The 14883-nt window shown below is 62.3% G+C and carries 11 protein-coding genes; 5 read left to right on the forward strand and 6 right to left on the reverse strand.

What is annotated here, in order from left to right; all coding sequences use genetic code 11:
* Nucleotides 1-33 precede the first annotated feature (33 nt).
* The 3 genes from mfd to BLV20_RS15555 are packed head-to-tail and all read left to right on the forward strand — an operon-like array spanning nucleotide 34 to nucleotide 6762.
* Nucleotides 34-3483: a transcription-repair coupling factor gene (gene mfd, locus BLV20_RS15545; RefSeq protein ID WP_092302883.1), complete on the forward strand. Its 3450-nt coding sequence runs from the start codon at nucleotides 34-36 to the stop codon at nucleotides 3481-3483.
* Nucleotides 3484-3493: 10 nt separating this feature from the next.
* Nucleotides 3494-4057 carry a CsiV family protein gene (locus tag BLV20_RS15550; protein ID WP_092302885.1) on the forward strand — a complete coding sequence of 188 codons (564 nt, stop codon included), beginning with the start codon at nucleotides 3494-3496 and terminating at the stop codon, nucleotides 4055-4057.
* Between the two features lie 11 nt (nucleotides 4058-4068).
* On the forward strand, nucleotides 4069-6762 hold the full coding sequence (locus BLV20_RS15555) for a DEAD/DEAH box helicase (RefSeq protein ID WP_092302887.1): 2694 nt from the start codon (nucleotides 4069-4071) through the stop codon (nucleotides 6760-6762).
* Nucleotides 6763-6887: 125 nt separating this feature from the next.
* Here the strand turns inward: BLV20_RS15555 and BLV20_RS15560 are convergent, their stop codons facing one another.
* The 3 genes from BLV20_RS15560 to BLV20_RS15570 form a co-directional block, all read right to left on the reverse strand.
* Complete coding sequence (locus tag BLV20_RS15560) at nucleotides 6888-7631, reverse strand: S-methyl-5'-thioinosine phosphorylase (RefSeq protein ID WP_092302889.1); 744 nt, start codon at nucleotides 7629-7631, stop codon at nucleotides 6888-6890.
* Nucleotides 7632-7641: 10 nt separating this feature from the next.
* Nucleotides 7642-8640 (reverse strand): beta-N-acetylhexosaminidase, encoded by a 999-nt coding sequence (gene nagZ / locus BLV20_RS15565; RefSeq protein WP_175540213.1) that lies wholly within the window; start codon nucleotides 8638-8640, stop codon nucleotides 7642-7644.
* Nucleotides 8641-8844: 204 nt separating this feature from the next.
* The gene (locus BLV20_RS15570; RefSeq protein WP_092302893.1) at nucleotides 8845-9552 is read right to left on the reverse strand and encodes a TetR/AcrR family transcriptional regulator; all 708 of its coding nucleotides are present in this window, start codon (nucleotides 9550-9552) and stop codon (nucleotides 8845-8847) included.
* A gap of 252 nt (nucleotides 9553-9804) precedes the next feature.
* Between BLV20_RS15570 and lexA the strand changes: the two genes are divergently transcribed.
* On the forward strand, nucleotides 9805-10413 hold the full coding sequence (gene lexA / locus BLV20_RS15575) for a transcriptional repressor LexA (RefSeq protein ID WP_007921301.1): 609 nt from the start codon (nucleotides 9805-9807) through the stop codon (nucleotides 10411-10413).
* A 10-nt stretch (nucleotides 10414-10423) separates the two neighbouring features.
* A complete protein-coding gene (gene sulA, locus BLV20_RS15580; RefSeq protein ID WP_092302895.1) occupies nucleotides 10424-10897 on the forward strand; it encodes an SOS-induced cell division inhibitor SulA in 474 nt (157 codons plus the stop codon).
* 104 nt (nucleotides 10898-11001) lie between these two features.
* On the opposite strand, the gene BLV20_RS15585 is transcribed toward sulA, so the two are convergent.
* The 3 genes from BLV20_RS15585 to topA all read right to left on the reverse strand — a co-directional run bounded on the left by BLV20_RS15585 (nucleotide 11002) and on the right by topA (nucleotide 14785).
* A complete protein-coding gene (locus BLV20_RS15585) occupies nucleotides 11002-11235 on the reverse strand; it encodes a hypothetical protein (protein ID WP_044465990.1) in 234 nt (77 codons plus the stop codon).
* A gap of 271 nt (nucleotides 11236-11506) precedes the next feature.
* Nucleotides 11507-12031, reverse strand: coding sequence for a DUF6586 family protein (locus BLV20_RS15590; RefSeq protein WP_092302897.1), 525 nt, complete (start codon nucleotides 12029-12031; stop codon nucleotides 11507-11509).
* A 141-nt stretch (nucleotides 12032-12172) separates the two neighbouring features.
* Entirely contained in the window at nucleotides 12173-14785 is a 2613-nt protein-coding gene (topA, locus tag BLV20_RS15595) for a type I DNA topoisomerase (protein ID WP_092302899.1), read from the reverse strand.
* Nucleotides 14786-14883 lie beyond the last annotated feature (98 nt).

Here is a 14883-nt window from a genome sequence, read left to right on the forward strand (position 1 = left end):
CGACTTTGTCGCAACGCTGGAGCTCAACCTTCCGTGCCCGTTCTGCGTCTACCGCAACTCCCTGCCGCCGCCGGCAAACAGCACTGGGGCAACCTGCCCGGTGCCGCCCTCAGCCTGGCCATTGCCGAGGCTGCCAGCGCCGCCAAGCGCTTCACCCTGCTGCTGACCGCCGATAGCCAAAGTGCCGAACGGCTGGAGCAGGAGCTGAGTTTCTTCGCCCCGGATTTGCCCGTTTTGCATTTCCCGGACTGGGAAACCCTGCCCTACGACCTGTTCTCGCCACACCAGGACATCATTTCCCAGCGGATCGCCAGCCTGTACCGGCTGCCGGAGCTTGAGCATGGCGTGCTGGTGGTGCCGATCACCACGGCCCTGCATCGCCTGGCGCCGACCAAGTTCCTGCTGGGCAGCAGCCTGGTGCTGGACATCGGCCAGAAGCTGGACGTCGAACAGATGCGCACCCGTTTGGAGGCCAGCGGCTATCGCTGTGTCGACACGGTCTACGAGCATGGCGAATTCGCCGTGCGTGGCGCCCTGATCGACCTGTTCCCGATGGGCAGCAAGCTGCCTTATCGCATCGACCTGTTCGACGATGAAATCGAGACCCTGCGCACCTTCGACCCGGAAAACCAGCGCTCTATCGACAAGGTCGATTCGGTACGCCTGCTGCCGGCAAAGGAGTTCCCGCTGCAGAAAGACGCCGTTACCCGCTTCAAGGCCCGCTTCCGCGAGCGCTTCGACGTCGACTTCCGGCGCTGCCCGATCTTCCAGGACCTGAGCAGCGGGATCACCCCGGCCGGTATCGAGTATTACTTGCCGTTGTTCTTCGAAGACACGTCGACCCTGTTCGACTACCTGCCCCAGGACACCCAGGTGTTTTCCCTGCCGGGCATCGAACAGGCGGCCGAGAACTTCTGGAACGACGTGCGTAACCGTTATGAAGAGCGCCGTGTCGATCCGTCCCGTCCTTTATTGCCGCCCGCCGAATTGTTCCTGCCGGTGGAAGACTGCTTCGCCCGCCTGAAAAGCTGGCCACGGGTGGTTGCCAGCCAGCAGGACATCGAGGCCGGTGGCGGCCGCGAGCGTTTTCCGGCGCAGGCGCTGCCCAACCTCGCCATTGAAGCCAAGGCCAACCAGCCGCTGGCGGCCCTGGCGAACTTCCTCGATGAGTTCTCCGGGCGCGTGCTGTTCACCGCCGAATCCGCCGGGCGCCGCGAGGTGCTGCTGGAGTTGCTGGAGCGCCTGAAGCTGCGGCCGAAGACCGTCGACAGCTGGCCGGACTTCGTCGCCGGCAAGGACCGCCTGGCAATCACCATCGCGCCGTTGGACGAAGGTTTGTTGCTGGACGATCCGGCCCTGGCGCTGGTGGCCGAAAGCCCGCTGTTCGGCCAGCGCGTGATGCAACGCCGGCGCCGAGAGAAGCGCGCCGACGCCAACAACGATGCGGTAATCAAGAACCTTACCGAGCTGCGCGAAGGCGCACCGGTGGTGCATATCGACCACGGCGTGGGCCGCTACCTGGGCCTGGCCACTCTGGAAATCGATAACCAGGCCGCGGAATTCCTCACCCTGGAATACGCCGAGGGCGCCAAGCTGTATGTGCCGGTGGCCAACCTGCACCTGATCGCCCGCTATACCGGTAGCGACGATGCCCTGGCACCGCTGCACCGCCTGGGCTCGGAGACCTGGCAGAAAGCCAAGCGCAAAGCCGCCGAACAGGTGCGCGACGTCGCCGCCGAGCTGCTGGATATCTACGCCCGCCGCGCGGCCCGCGAAGGCTATGCTTTCGCCGATCCGAAAGCCGACTACGCCACCTTCAGCGCCGGCTTCCCGTTCGAAGAAACCCCCGACCAGCAAACCACCATCGAAGCGGTGCGCGAGGACATGCTCGCGGCCAAGCCGATGGATCGCCTGGTCTGCGGCGACGTTGGCTTCGGCAAGACCGAAGTGGCGATGCGCGCAGCCTTCATCGCCGTGCACGGCGGCAAGCAAGTGGCGATCCTGGTGCCCACCACCCTGCTCGCCCAGCAGCATTACAACAGCTTCCGCGACCGCTTCGCCGACTGGCCGGTGACCGTGGAAGTGATGAGCCGCTTCAAGTCCGCCAAGGAAGTGAATGCCGCGGTGGCCGACCTGGCCGAAGGCAAGATCGATATCGTCATCGGCACCCACAAGCTGCTGCAAGACGATGTGAAGATCAAGAACCTCGGGCTGGTGATCATCGACGAAGAACACCGCTTCGGCGTGCGCCAGAAGGAGCAGCTCAAGGCCCTGCGCAGCGAGGTCGACATCCTGACCCTGACCGCCACGCCAATTCCGCGCACGCTGAACATGGCGGTGTCGGGCATGCGCGATCTGTCGATCATCGCCACGCCGCCAGCCCGACGGCTGTCGGTGCGCACCTTCGTCATGGAGCAGAACAAGAGCACGGTCAAAGAGGCCCTGCTCCGTGAGCTGCTGCGTGGCGGCCAGGTCTACTACCTGCACAACGATGTGAAGACCATCGAGAAATGCGCCGCCGACCTCGCCGAACTGGTGCCGGAAGCACGCATCGGCATCGGCCACGGGCAGATGCGCGAACGCGAACTCGAACAGGTGATGAGCGACTTCTACCACAAGCGCTTCAACGTGCTGATCGCCTCGACCATCATCGAGACCGGCATCGACGTGCCGAGCGCCAACACCATCATCATCGAGCGCGCCGACAAGTTCGGCCTGGCCCAGCTGCATCAGTTGCGCGGCCGGGTCGGTCGCAGCCATCACCAGGCCTACGCCTACCTGCTGACGCCACCACGGCAGCAGATCACCCCGGACGCGGAAAAGCGCCTGGAGGCCATTGCCAACACCCAGGACCTCGGCGCCGGTTTTGTGCTCGCCACCAACGACCTGGAGATCCGCGGTGCCGGCGAACTGCTGGGGGATGGCCAAAGCGGGCAGATCCAGGCGGTGGGCTTCACCCTCTATATGGAGATGCTCGAGCGCGCGGTAAAAGCCATTCGCAAGGGCGAGCAGCCGAACCTCGACCAGCCGCTGGGCGGTGGTCCGGAGATCAACCTGCGCCTGCCGGCGCTGATTCCCGAAGACTACCTGCCGGATGTGCATGCGCGGCTGATCCTCTACAAGCGCATCGCCTCGGCCACCGATGAGGACGGCCTGAAAGACCTGCAAGTGGAAATGATCGACCGCTTCGGCCTGTTGCCGGAGCCGACCAAGAACCTGGTACGCCTGACCCTGCTGAAACTGCAGGCCGAGCAACTGGGCATCAAGAAGGTCGACGGCGGCCCGCAGGGCGGCCGGCTCGAGTTCGCCGCCGATACCCCGGTGGACCCGCTGGCATTGATCAAACTCATCCAGGGCCAACCCAACCGCTACAAATTTGAAGGCGCCACGCTGTTCAAATTCATGGTGCCGATGGAACGTCCGGAAGAACGCTTCAACACATTGGAGGCGCTGTTCGAGCGCCTCGCCCCGAAAACTGCTTGAAGGACGCCCCATGCGCCTGTTTCGCTCACTGACCTTGCTCCTGACCCTGGTCGCCCCCTCGGCATTTGCCGACATGTATCAGGTCGAAATGATTCTGGTCCGGCAAAACGCGGTCCCCGCCATTGTCAGCCGCGCCGCCCCCGAAGACTGGGCTGCCGGCGCACAACGCCTGGCGGCCGACAGCCAGCGCACCCCGGCGCTGGGCAGCGTGGTCGAGAAACTCACCGCCAGCGGCGACTACAGCGTGCTGATGCACAAGGCCTGGCAGCAGCCGCTGGACGAAACCCCGGTGAAAATCGCGGTCAGCGAAGGCCGGGAACAGTTCGGCCAGTTCCCGATCGAGGGCACCCTGACCCTGAAGCTCGGACGCTTCACCGATGTGGATGCGCAGTTCTGGGTCAACCAGATCGACAGCAACGGCCTGGTGACCGCCAGCGAACGCCTGAAGCAGGAAAGCCACACCAAGAACGGCCAGCTCAACTACCTCGACAACGGCCACCTGGCCCTGCTGATCAAGATCACCTCGCTGTCGGCCCCCGCGCCACGCGAAGCGCCTCCTGAAATCGTGGACTGACAGAAGTTCCCATGTCCCCGCCCCTGACCAAACCCCTGGCACGTTCCTGGGTCAGTCGATTCAAGGAACAAGCCCTGGAGCGTGGCCGCCGCTACGCCCTGGAAAACCGCGTCAGGATTGTCCAGGCCGGCGACAGCATCATCACCGCCAGCTGCGAAGGCTCGGGCGGCAACGTCTATCGACAGACCATCAGCCTGCGCGAGTCGGCCAAGAACACCTTGCTGATGGTCGACGCCTCCTGCACCTGCCCGGTCCATGGCAACTGCAAACACATTGCCGCGGTGCTGCTAAAAATCGAGGAAACCCTGGCCTACCCGGCCGCGGAGAAAGACGCCGAGCTGCTGGAAAAACTCCAGGCCGTGCTGGAAAACCGCAGCCCCGCCCCGCTGCCGCAACAAATCGTGGATAACGTGCAGCCAGTGCCCCGCTTATGGCTGGCCAGCATCGAATTCAGTGCCTTCGAACCGCGCAACGGCAGGATGCAGCGTTACATCCAGCACCGTGCCGCGCTGTCGTTCAGCTACCTGGAGGAATACGTCAGCGGGCAGAAAAACGCCGACGTAGTGATTCGCCAGGAACACCAGACCCTGCGCATCAAGCGCCAGCCAGAAGTCGAGCAATGCTATCGCGAACAGTTGCGGGCACTGGGTTTCAAGATTGCCACCCGCCAGAGCAAGGCCCTGCCGGAAAGCGCCGGCGAGCTGTATGAAATGGTCAACGACAGCGCCTGGCTGACCTTCACCCTCAATGAATTGCCCAAGCTGCGCACCCAGGGCTGGGAGCTGCAGATCGATGACGACTTCGGCTTCGACCTGACCGCCGTGGACGACTGGTACGCCACGGTGGACGAGGCGCCGGGGCGCGACTGGTTCGACCTGGAACTGGGCATCATCGTCAATGGCGAACGCCTGAGCCTGCTGCCGATCCTGCTCAACCTGATGCGCTCCCACGCCGAGATCCTCAACCCGGAACGCCTGGCCAAACGCCGGGACGACGAACTGATCCTGGTGAATATTCCCGGGCGTCCCAACTCATCCAACGGCCCTTTGCAGGTGGCGCTGCCCTACGGCCGGCTGAAACCGGTGCTGGCGACCCTGGGCGAGTTCTATCTGCAAGAGCCGGGCAAAACCGCGCTACGCCTGAGCCACGCCGACGCAACCCGCCTCAACCCGCTGGAAAACCTGCCGCTGCTCTGGGAAGGCGGCGACCACATCCGCTCCTTCGCCCAGCGACTGCGCGACATCAAGGATTATTCGGCCCCGGCCCCGGCCGGCCTGAACGCCATTTTGCGTCCCTATCAGCTCGAAGGCCTGAGCTGGATGCAGTCGCTGCGCCAGCTGGAAGTCGGCGGCATCCTGGCCGACGACATGGGCCTGGGCAAAACCCTGCAGACCCTGGCCCATGTGCTCAGCGAAAAGAACGCCGGGCGCCTGGATCGGCCATGCATGGTGGTCATGCCCACCAGCCTGATTCCCAACTGGCTCGACGAGGCGGCGCATTTCACGCCGCAGCTCAAGGTCCTGGCGCTGTACGGCGCCGGCCGCAAAAAACACTTCGCCCAGCTGAACGACTACGACCTGATCCTGACCACCTATGCGCTGCTGCCCAAGGATGTCGAGCAGCTCGCCGCCCTGCCCCTGCACGTGCTGGTGCTCGACGAAGCGCAATACATCAAGAACCCGTCGAGCAAGGCCGCCCAGGCCGCACGCGAACTCAACGCGCGCCAGCGCCTGTGCCTGAGCGGCACGCCGCTGGAGAATCACCTCGGCGAGCTGTGGTCGCTGTTCCACTTCCTACTGCCCGGCTGGCTGGGAGACGTGAAGAGTTTCAATCGCGACTACCGCGTGCCGATCGAAAGGCATGCCAGCGAAATGCGCCTGCAGCACCTCAACGGCCGGATCAAGCCCTTCCTGCTGCGCCGCACCAAGGAACAGGTGGCCACCGAGCTGCCGCCCAAGACCGAGATCATCCATTGGGTCGAACTCAATGAGGCCCAGCGCGATGTGTACGAAACCATGCGCCTGGCCATGGACAAGAAAGTCCGCGACGAGATTACCCGCAAGGGCGTGGCCCGCAGCCAGATCATCATTCTTGAAGCGCTGCTGAAACTGCGCCAGGTGTGCTGCGACTTGCGCCTGGTCAACGAGGACCCGGCGCCCGCGCGCGGTAGCTCGTCCGGCAAGCTCGACAGCCTGATGGAGATGCTCGAGGAGTTGTTCGACGAGGGCCGGCGCATCCTGCTGTTCTCGCAGTTCACCTCGATGCTCAGCCTGATCGAGGCCGAGCTGAAGCGGCGGAATGTCGCCTATGCCCTGCTGACCGGGCAGACTCGCGACCGCCGCACGCCGGTCAAAGACTTCCAGAGCGGCAAACTGCAAATTTTCCTGATCAGCCTGAAAGCCGGTGGCGTTGGCCTCAACCTCACCGAAGCCGACACCGTGATCCACTACGATCCTTGGTGGAACCCGGCCTCGGAAAACCAGGCCACCGACCGCGCCTATCGGATCGGCCAGGAAAAGCCGGTATTCGTCTACAAATTGATTGCCCGCGGCACGGTGGAAGAGAAAATCCAGCACCTGCAGCAGGAGAAGTCCGACCTGGCCGCGGGCGTACTGGATGGGCGCAAGGCTGGCGACTGGAAGCTGCAGAGCGAAGACATCGAAGCCCTCTTCGCCCCGCTGCCCGACAAGAAAGGCGGACGCTGATTCGTGGCTGCTGGCGCTGCCCACGATCGGCTGCGCAGCAGACGTAAAGCCTCACGATGTTTCAGTAATATCGCGGGCTCAGGTTTTGCGAGCGCTGCGCGCTCGATCGCAGCCTGCGCCAGCCGCTACAGGTTTGCCGCGAGGACCCGCGCCAGCGTCGCCTGCACCTTGCCCATGCCGTCCTGCAACGCCTGCTCGATCTCGGCCATGGTAATCACCGCAGCGGATTTTCCCGCCGCCGGGTTCACCACCAGCGCCAGGCAGGCGTAGTCCAGTTCCAGCTCACGGGCCAGCGCCGCTTCCGGCATACCGGTCATGCCGACGATGTCGCAACCGTCCCGCTCCAGGCGGGCGATTTCCGCCACGGTTTCCAGGCGCGGGCCCTGGGTGCAGGCATACACGCCCTGGCTGCTGAATCCGTAGCCTTCCGCCGCCAGCGCGGCAATCAATTGCTGACGCAGCGATTCGCTATAGGGATAGCTGAAATCGATGTGGGTGACCTGCTCCAGGTCGTCGGCAAAGTAGGTGTGCTCGCGACCGCCGGTGTAATCGATCAGTTGATGCGGCACACAGAAATGCCCGGGGCCCATCACTGGATGAATACCACCCACCGCATTGACCGCCAGGATCGCTTTGGCACCGGCCTGCTTCAGCGCCCAGAGATTGGCCCGATAGTTCACCTGATGCGGCGGGAAGCGATGCGGATGACCATGGCGCGCCAGAAACAGCACCTCGCGCCCGGCGTATTCGCCCTTCTGGATATCCGCCGACGGAGCGCCATAAGGCGTGTCCAGGGGCAAGGATTGGCGAATGCTCAAGCCTTCGAGCCGGGTCAGGCCGGTACCTCCGATAATCGCGTAGACCGTCATCGCAAAACCCTTAATCGATCAGTTGGGCATCCTTGAGCGCACCCAGCGCCGCCAACCAACGCGGATCCTGGCGATAGTCGGTGCTGGCGAACGCCTGGCCGCGCATCCGTGCGATACGCGCCGATGGCGTCACTTTCAGGCGCTGGGCCGCGCTCAAGGCCAGCTCGGCCGCGGCCCGGTCGTTGCACACCAGGCCCATGTCGCAACCGGCCGACAACGCCGCTTCGATCCGGCTCGCGGCATCGCCCACCACATGCGCACCGGCCATCGACAAGTCGTCGCTGAAGATCACACCGTCGAATTGCAGTTCGCCGCGCAGGATTTCCTGCAGCCAGCGCCGGGAGAACCCGGCCGGCAGGGCATCGACCTGAGGATAGATGACGTGAGCCGGCATTACCGCCGCCAGTTGCTTGCTCAGGCGCGCAAAAGGCACCAGGTCCTTGGCGCGAATCTCGTCGAGGCTGCGCTCGTCATTGGGGATCGCCACATGAGAGTCCGCCTCGGCCCAGCCGTGCCCGGGGAAATGCTTACCCGTGGCCGCCATGCCGGCGCTGTTCATGCCTCGAATAAAGGCGCCTGCCAGCAAGGCGGCGCGCTCGGGGTCACCCTCGAAGGAACGAGTGCCCACCACGGCGCTACGCTGATGATCGAGGTCCAGCACCGGCGCGAAACTCAGGTCCAGGCCGACGGCCAACACTTCGGTAGCCATGATCCAGCCGCACTGCTCGGCCAGGTATTCGGCATTCGGGTTGTCGGCAATCGCACGCATAGCTGGCAGCCGCACGAAGCCCTGGCGCAGGCGCTGCACGCGGCCGCCTTCCTGGTCCACCGCGAGCAGCAGGTCCGGGCGAATCGCCCGAATGGACGCGCTCAGCTCGCGCACCTGCCGCGGATGCTCGATATTGCGAGCAAAGATGATCAGGCCGCCCACTTCGGGCTGGCGCAGCAGTTGGCGATCTTCAGCCGTCAGCCAGGTACCGGCGACATCCACCATCAAGGAGCCTTGCAGGCCTGTGGTCATAGCAATTCCTTAGTAACGAAGTGCGCGCACGGCATCGCAAAGCGTGCTGGCGTGGCGCGGACGCACGAACCCATTGCCGACGGCAAAGCCCGGCAAGCGAGGATCGGCGAAAGGTGTGAAGAAGGGTAGGAAACGAGAGTCGACATGGGCGGCTAGCTTAGCGGATGTAAGCTGCCGCGCCCACCCGGACGGTCAGGCCTTGGCGACCGCCGGCGTCGATTTGCTGCGCGGCCTGAGCTGCGCCGCAGCCATGGCATCGTCGGTGACACCGGTTTCGGCGCGCATGCCGGCCGCGAGGAACGGCACCATCAGGCGCATCACCTGCTCGATCGAGGTATTGACCCCGAAATCGGTCTCGGCGATCGCGCGCAACGCCTTGATCCCCGACATGCTGAACGCTGCCGCTCCAAGCATGAAATGCACACGCCAGAACAGTTCGATCGGTGGAATGCGCGGCGCGGCTTCGTTGACCAAAAGCATGTAGCGACGGAAAACCTTGCCGTACATGTCTTCCAGATAACGCCGCAGGTGCCCTTGGCTCTGGCTGAAGGCCAGGCCCAGAAGGCGCATGAAGATGGACAGGTCATTGCCGCTGCGAGGCTGGACCACCAGCGCCTGCTCGACGAGGATTTCCAGCAGCTCTTCGAGGGTCGGCTTGCTGTCCGGCTTGGCCGAACGCCGCTCCAGCTCTCGATCGAGACTGACGCAAAACGGCCCGAGGAAGCGCGAGAACACCGCCTGGATCAGGGCCTTTTTGGAACCGAAATGATAATTCACCGCCGCCAGGTTGACCCCGGCCTTGCTGGTGATCAGCCGCAATGAGGTTTCGGCAAAACCTTTTTCCGCGAACAACTGCTCGGCAGCATCGAGAATGCGTTCAACGGTTTCCGACTGGGCCATGGCTACTCCGCCTGACAAACACTTGTTTGAAACATACGTTTCAGCCCTCGCCTTGTCAAGCCTGCCTGTCCGTTTTGCGGCCGGTCAGTCAGCTATTTAATCATACCTGCCGCTTCCTGTAGCCAGCCACGCGACACCGGGCATGTGCAGCGCCGCCCCGACCGTCCAGCGGCGATTGGAAAAAGGAGGATTGCCAAGCAGCACTCACTGTATATAATTCCAGTCACTGTATAAAAAGACAGAGCGATCGACATGCTAAAACTGACGCCACGCCAAGCTGAGATTCTGGCTTTTATCAAACGCTGCCTCGAAGACAACGGCTACCCGCCGACCCGCGCGGAAATTGCCCAGGAACTGGGCTTCAAGTCGCCCAACGCCGCTGAAGAGCACCTCAAGGCGCTGGCTCGCAAGGGCGCGATCGAAATGACTCCGGGTGCCTCCCGCGGCATTCGCATCCCGGGGTTCGAGGCCAAGCCCGACGACTCCAGCTTGCCCATCATCGGCCGGGTTGCCGCTGGCGCCCCGATTCTCGCCGAACAGCACATCGAAGAATCTTGCAACATCAACCCGGCCTTCTTCCATCCTCGCGCGGACTACCTGCTGCGGGTTCACGGCATGAGCATGAAGGATATCGGCATTTTCGATGGCGACCTGCTGGCCGTGCACACCACGCGCGAGGCCCGCAATGGCCAGGTGGTGGTCGCCCGCATCGGCGATGAAGTCACCGTGAAACGCTTCAAGCGCGAAGGCAGCAAAGTCTGGCTGATTGCCGAAAACCCTGAGTTCGCCCCTATCGAAGTCAACCTGAAAGATCAGGACCTGGTGATCGAAGGCTTGAGTGTCGGCGTCATTCGCCGCTAAAGGAGGCTGTATGCAGTTCCCTCACACACCACAGCATGCACAACTGCCACTGTTCGAAGCGTTCATGGCCCAGCCGATGGCGCCCATCCTCAAAGAGGTCGTTGAATCGCCCTGGAGCAATGAACCGGAAGCCTTCAGTGAACTGTCGCTACGCGGTGCCGCCGGGAACTGCCTGAGCTTGCTGGCCCCTATCCTCCGGGAACTGAGCCAGGACCAGGACGCGCGCTGGCTGACACTGATTGCGCCACCGGCAAGCCTGACCCAGGCGTGGCTACGGGATGCCGGCCTGAACCGCGAACGGATTCTGCTGCTGCACCCGCGCGGCGCCCAAAGCGCACAACAATTGGCCTGCGAGGCTCTACGCCTGGGACGCAGCCACACCGTTGTCAGCTGGCTCAACCCGCTGAACAGCAACGGCCGCCAGCAGCTCATCAGCGCAGCCCGTACAGGCGACGCACAAAGCCTGAATATTCGCCTGGGATGATCGCAAGAAGCGTCGAGGGATACGCTTGAATGACATAAGGCTTCTCCAGGATTGAGAAGCCGAAAGGAAGCGACGAACGACAGCTAAAAAGCCGACAAACGGACTCAGTGAAGAACCCGCGGCCCCTCTTCCTTCTCCAATTCGCCTTCAACCAGGCGACCCGCCATCTGCACACCCACACTCAACATGGCCTTGGCCACCTCGACATGCTGGCCTTGCAAGAAGGCTTTGGCATCCTCTGAAAAGTCCAGAGTAACCAGAGAACCCTCGTCCTCAGCCCTGCGCAGCTCGATACGACCGTCTGGCAATTCGACAATTTCTAGAAAGGACGTTGGCATAAAGGTCTGTTCTCCACGAAAGGCCGGGATTATATCAGTCATCGCCTCGACCTCGCGCGGGCCCAAACGGTTTTCTTTATTTGCCTGCCGTTACGAACAGGCATTTGTCGGTAGCAACTCGACTTGCAATCAAAACCGGTAAGCAGCTTCCCTACCGGAAAACAGCATAGTGACCGTCTTCCCGTTAATAGCCGCCCTAAAAGCGCGGGAGCGCCTGGATACAGCGATTGAACGGCCCACTCATCCTTGAATAATCGACCCTAGCGACGGTTCAACACTCGTTGAGGCCGTCACGGAAACGAATGGCCAAAGCCTTGAGGTTCTGACGCCATTGCTCCAGCTCTTCCCGGCTCAGCTGCGGTGCCTGCTCCTCTTCATCGAGGTTCACCGCGACAATCAGAGGCTGGGTGACATCGCCCTTGGGCTTATGTGGCACTCGCGGTGGTTGGAACATGGCTGAATGTGCCGCCAGCAGCTTCGCCAGCCAGGTTTCCGGGTTATGGGCCAGCTCCACCAATTCGGCCAGCTCAGGAATGGCAACGCTCTCCAGCACTTCGCGAGTCAACAGCAGCTCCGCGCGGGGTGCATTGGCCTGGGGAAGACGATAGAAGCCGGCAATTTCGTGACACAACCCCAGCAATGCGCCGTACAGATGAAACAGCACCGACTCTCGTCCTGCCTGGGCCAGCGCCTGAGCGTTCATTGCCCCACCCGCTTCGGCCCGCGCCAAGGCTTCCAGCGACAGGCCGGCGAAGTAAATTTTCTGATTGGTACGGGTATAGAGTTCGTGGGCCATGACGGCAATCTCCACAACGAATAGATAGCAACGAGCCGGCCTTACAGTGTCATGGAACACTCCAGCCGACCGCAAGCCCAAAAGAAAGGCCGCGTACCCGTCAAAGGTTACGCGGCCTGTCGGAAGTGTCCGATATGGACCTTAACGCTTGTCTTCGACCTTCCAGCTACCACCGTCGTAGAACGCACGCCAGCCGGTCGGCTTGCCGTCCACCTCGGTCTGCACGTATTGCTCCTTGGTCTTGCGGCTGTAGCGGATCACCGCCGGGCGACCTTCCGGGTCCTTCTTCGGCGCTTCGCAGAGGAAGTGATACTTCGGATCGATCTCGTCCTTGTGCGGGATCAGCTCGAGCACCAACGGTGCGCGGGTTTCACGGTTTTTCGGGAACTGGCTGGCCGCCAGGAACAGACCCGATGCCCCGTCGCGCAGGATGTAGGTGTCGTTGACCTTCTCGCATTTCAGCTCGGGCATCTTCACCGGATCCATCTTCGGCGGCGCCGCGTCACCGCTCTTGAGCAGCTTGCGGGTGTTCTTGCAGGTCGGGTTGGTGCACCCGAAGAACTTGCCGAAACGACCGGTCTTGAGCTGCATCTCGCTGCCGCACTTGTCGCATTCCAGGCTCGGACCTTCGTAGCCCTTGATGCGGTAGCTGCCTTCTTCGATCTCGTAGCCTGCGCAATCCGGGTTGTTGCCACAGATGTGCAGCTTGCGTTTCTCGTCCAGCAGATAGGCGTCCATTGCCGTGCTGCAGATCGGGCAACGGTGCTTGCCACGCAATACCAGCGATTCGGATTCACCCTCGTCGTCCGCGGCGATTTCGTCGCCCGGCACCAGGTTGACAGTAGCCTTGCAGCGTTCTTTCGGCGGCAGGCTGTAACCCGAACACCCGAGGAACACGCCGGTAGACGCGGTGCGAATCTGCATCGGACGACCGCAGGTGAGGCACGGGATATCGGTCATCACCGGCTGGTTGGCGCGCATGCCGCTTTCGCTGCCTTCGGCCACTTCAAGCTTCTTCTTGAAGTCACCGTAGAACTCATCGAGGACGTTTTTCCAATCGCGCTCGCCCTGGGCCACATCATCGAGATGCTCTTCCATGCCGGCGGTGAAGCCGTAGTCCATCAGATTGGAGAAACTCTCGGACAGACGCTCGGTGACGATATCGCCCATCTTTTCCGAATAGAAACGACGGTTGTGCAGCGCCACGTAGCCACGGTCCTGGATGGTGGAAATGATCGCCGCATAGGTCGAAGGACGACCGATGCCACGTTTTTCCATTTCCTTGACCAGGCTGGCTTCGGAATAACGCGCCGGCGGCTTGGTGAAGTGCTGGCTCGGGTCGAGCTTGATCAGCTTCAGCACATCGCCCTGCGCCATGTCCGGCAGGACATCGTCGTCGCCCGGCTTGCTCATTTGCGGCATGACCCGGGTGTAACCGTCGAACTTGAGAATACGGCCCTTGGCACGCAGCTCGAAGCCACCAGCGGCAACGCTGACGGTGGTCGACAGGTATTGCGCCGGCAACATCTGGCAAGCCACGAACTGGCGCCAGATCAGCTCGTAGAGGCGCTCGGCGTCACGTTCCATGCCCGACAGCTTGCTTGGATGGGTGTTTACATCGGACGGACGAATTGCTTCGTGCGCCTCCTGGGCCCCTTCCTTGCTGCTGTAGAAATTCGGCGAGGACGGCAGGTATTTATTGCCGAACTCTTCTTCGATATAGGTCCGCGCCATCGTCAGGGCATCAGCCGAGAGGTTGGTCGAGTCGGTACGCATATAGGTGATGTAGCCGGCCTCATACAGACGCTGGGCCATCATCATGGTTTTCTTCACCCCGAAGCCCAGGCGGTTGCTCGCGGCCTGTTGCAGGGTGGAAGTAATGAAAGGAGCCGATGGCTTGCTGCTGGTCGGCTTGTCTTCCCGCTTGGCGATGGTGTAGGTCGAAGCCTTGAGCTTCTCCAGCGCCGCCATGGCCTGGGCTTCGTTCAGCGGCTTGAAGGCCTCGCCGTTTTCCCGGGCCACTTCGAAGCGCACGTTGGCGCCCTTGGCGGTACCGAGGTCGGCATGAACTTCCCAATATTCTTCAGGGATGAAGGCGCGAATTTCGCGCTCACGCTCCACCACCAACTTCACCGCCACCGATTGCACACGACCGGCAGACAGGCCACGGGCGATTTTGGCCCACAGCAGCGGCGAAACCATGTAACCCACCACGCGGTCGAGGAAACGACGCGCCTGCTGAGCATTGACCCGATCGATATCCAGCTCGCCCGGCTGGGAGAAGGCTTCCTGAATCGCCTTCTTGGTGATTTCGTTGAACACCACGCGCTTGTAGCGGCTGTCATCCCCACCAATGGCTTCCCGCAGGTGCCAGGCAATGGCCTCCCCTTCGCGGTCCAAGTCCGTTGCGAGATAGATGGTGTCGGCATCCTTGGCGAGCCGGCGCAACTCTTCGATGACTTTTTCCTTGCCAGGAAGGATCTCGTACTTGGCCTTCCAGCCGTGGTCCGGATCGACTCCCATGCGCGAGACCAGCTGCTTGCGCGCCTTCTCCTTGGCCGACAGCGCCGGCGCTTCACCAGCAGCCGCCTTGCCACGCTTGGCGGCAGGCTCTTTGGCGGCGCTCGCCGAACCACTGGTGGGCAGGTCTCGGATATGGCCGATACTCGACTTCACCACGTATTGGTTACCCAAGTACTTGTTGATGGTCTTGGCCTTAGCCGGGGATTCCACAATGACCAGCGATTTGCCCATGGATCGGAAAATTCCTGAATTCGAGAAGTGAAAGGCGGTTGGCGCCTGACGCGGCACCGCTATATATAGTGGCAACAAGGTGAGGTCAAGCGCAGGGT

Source organism: Pseudomonas sp. NFIX28 (genome assembly GCF_900107395.1).
Taxonomy (GTDB): Bacteria; Pseudomonadota; Gammaproteobacteria; order Pseudomonadales; family Pseudomonadaceae; genus Aquipseudomonas.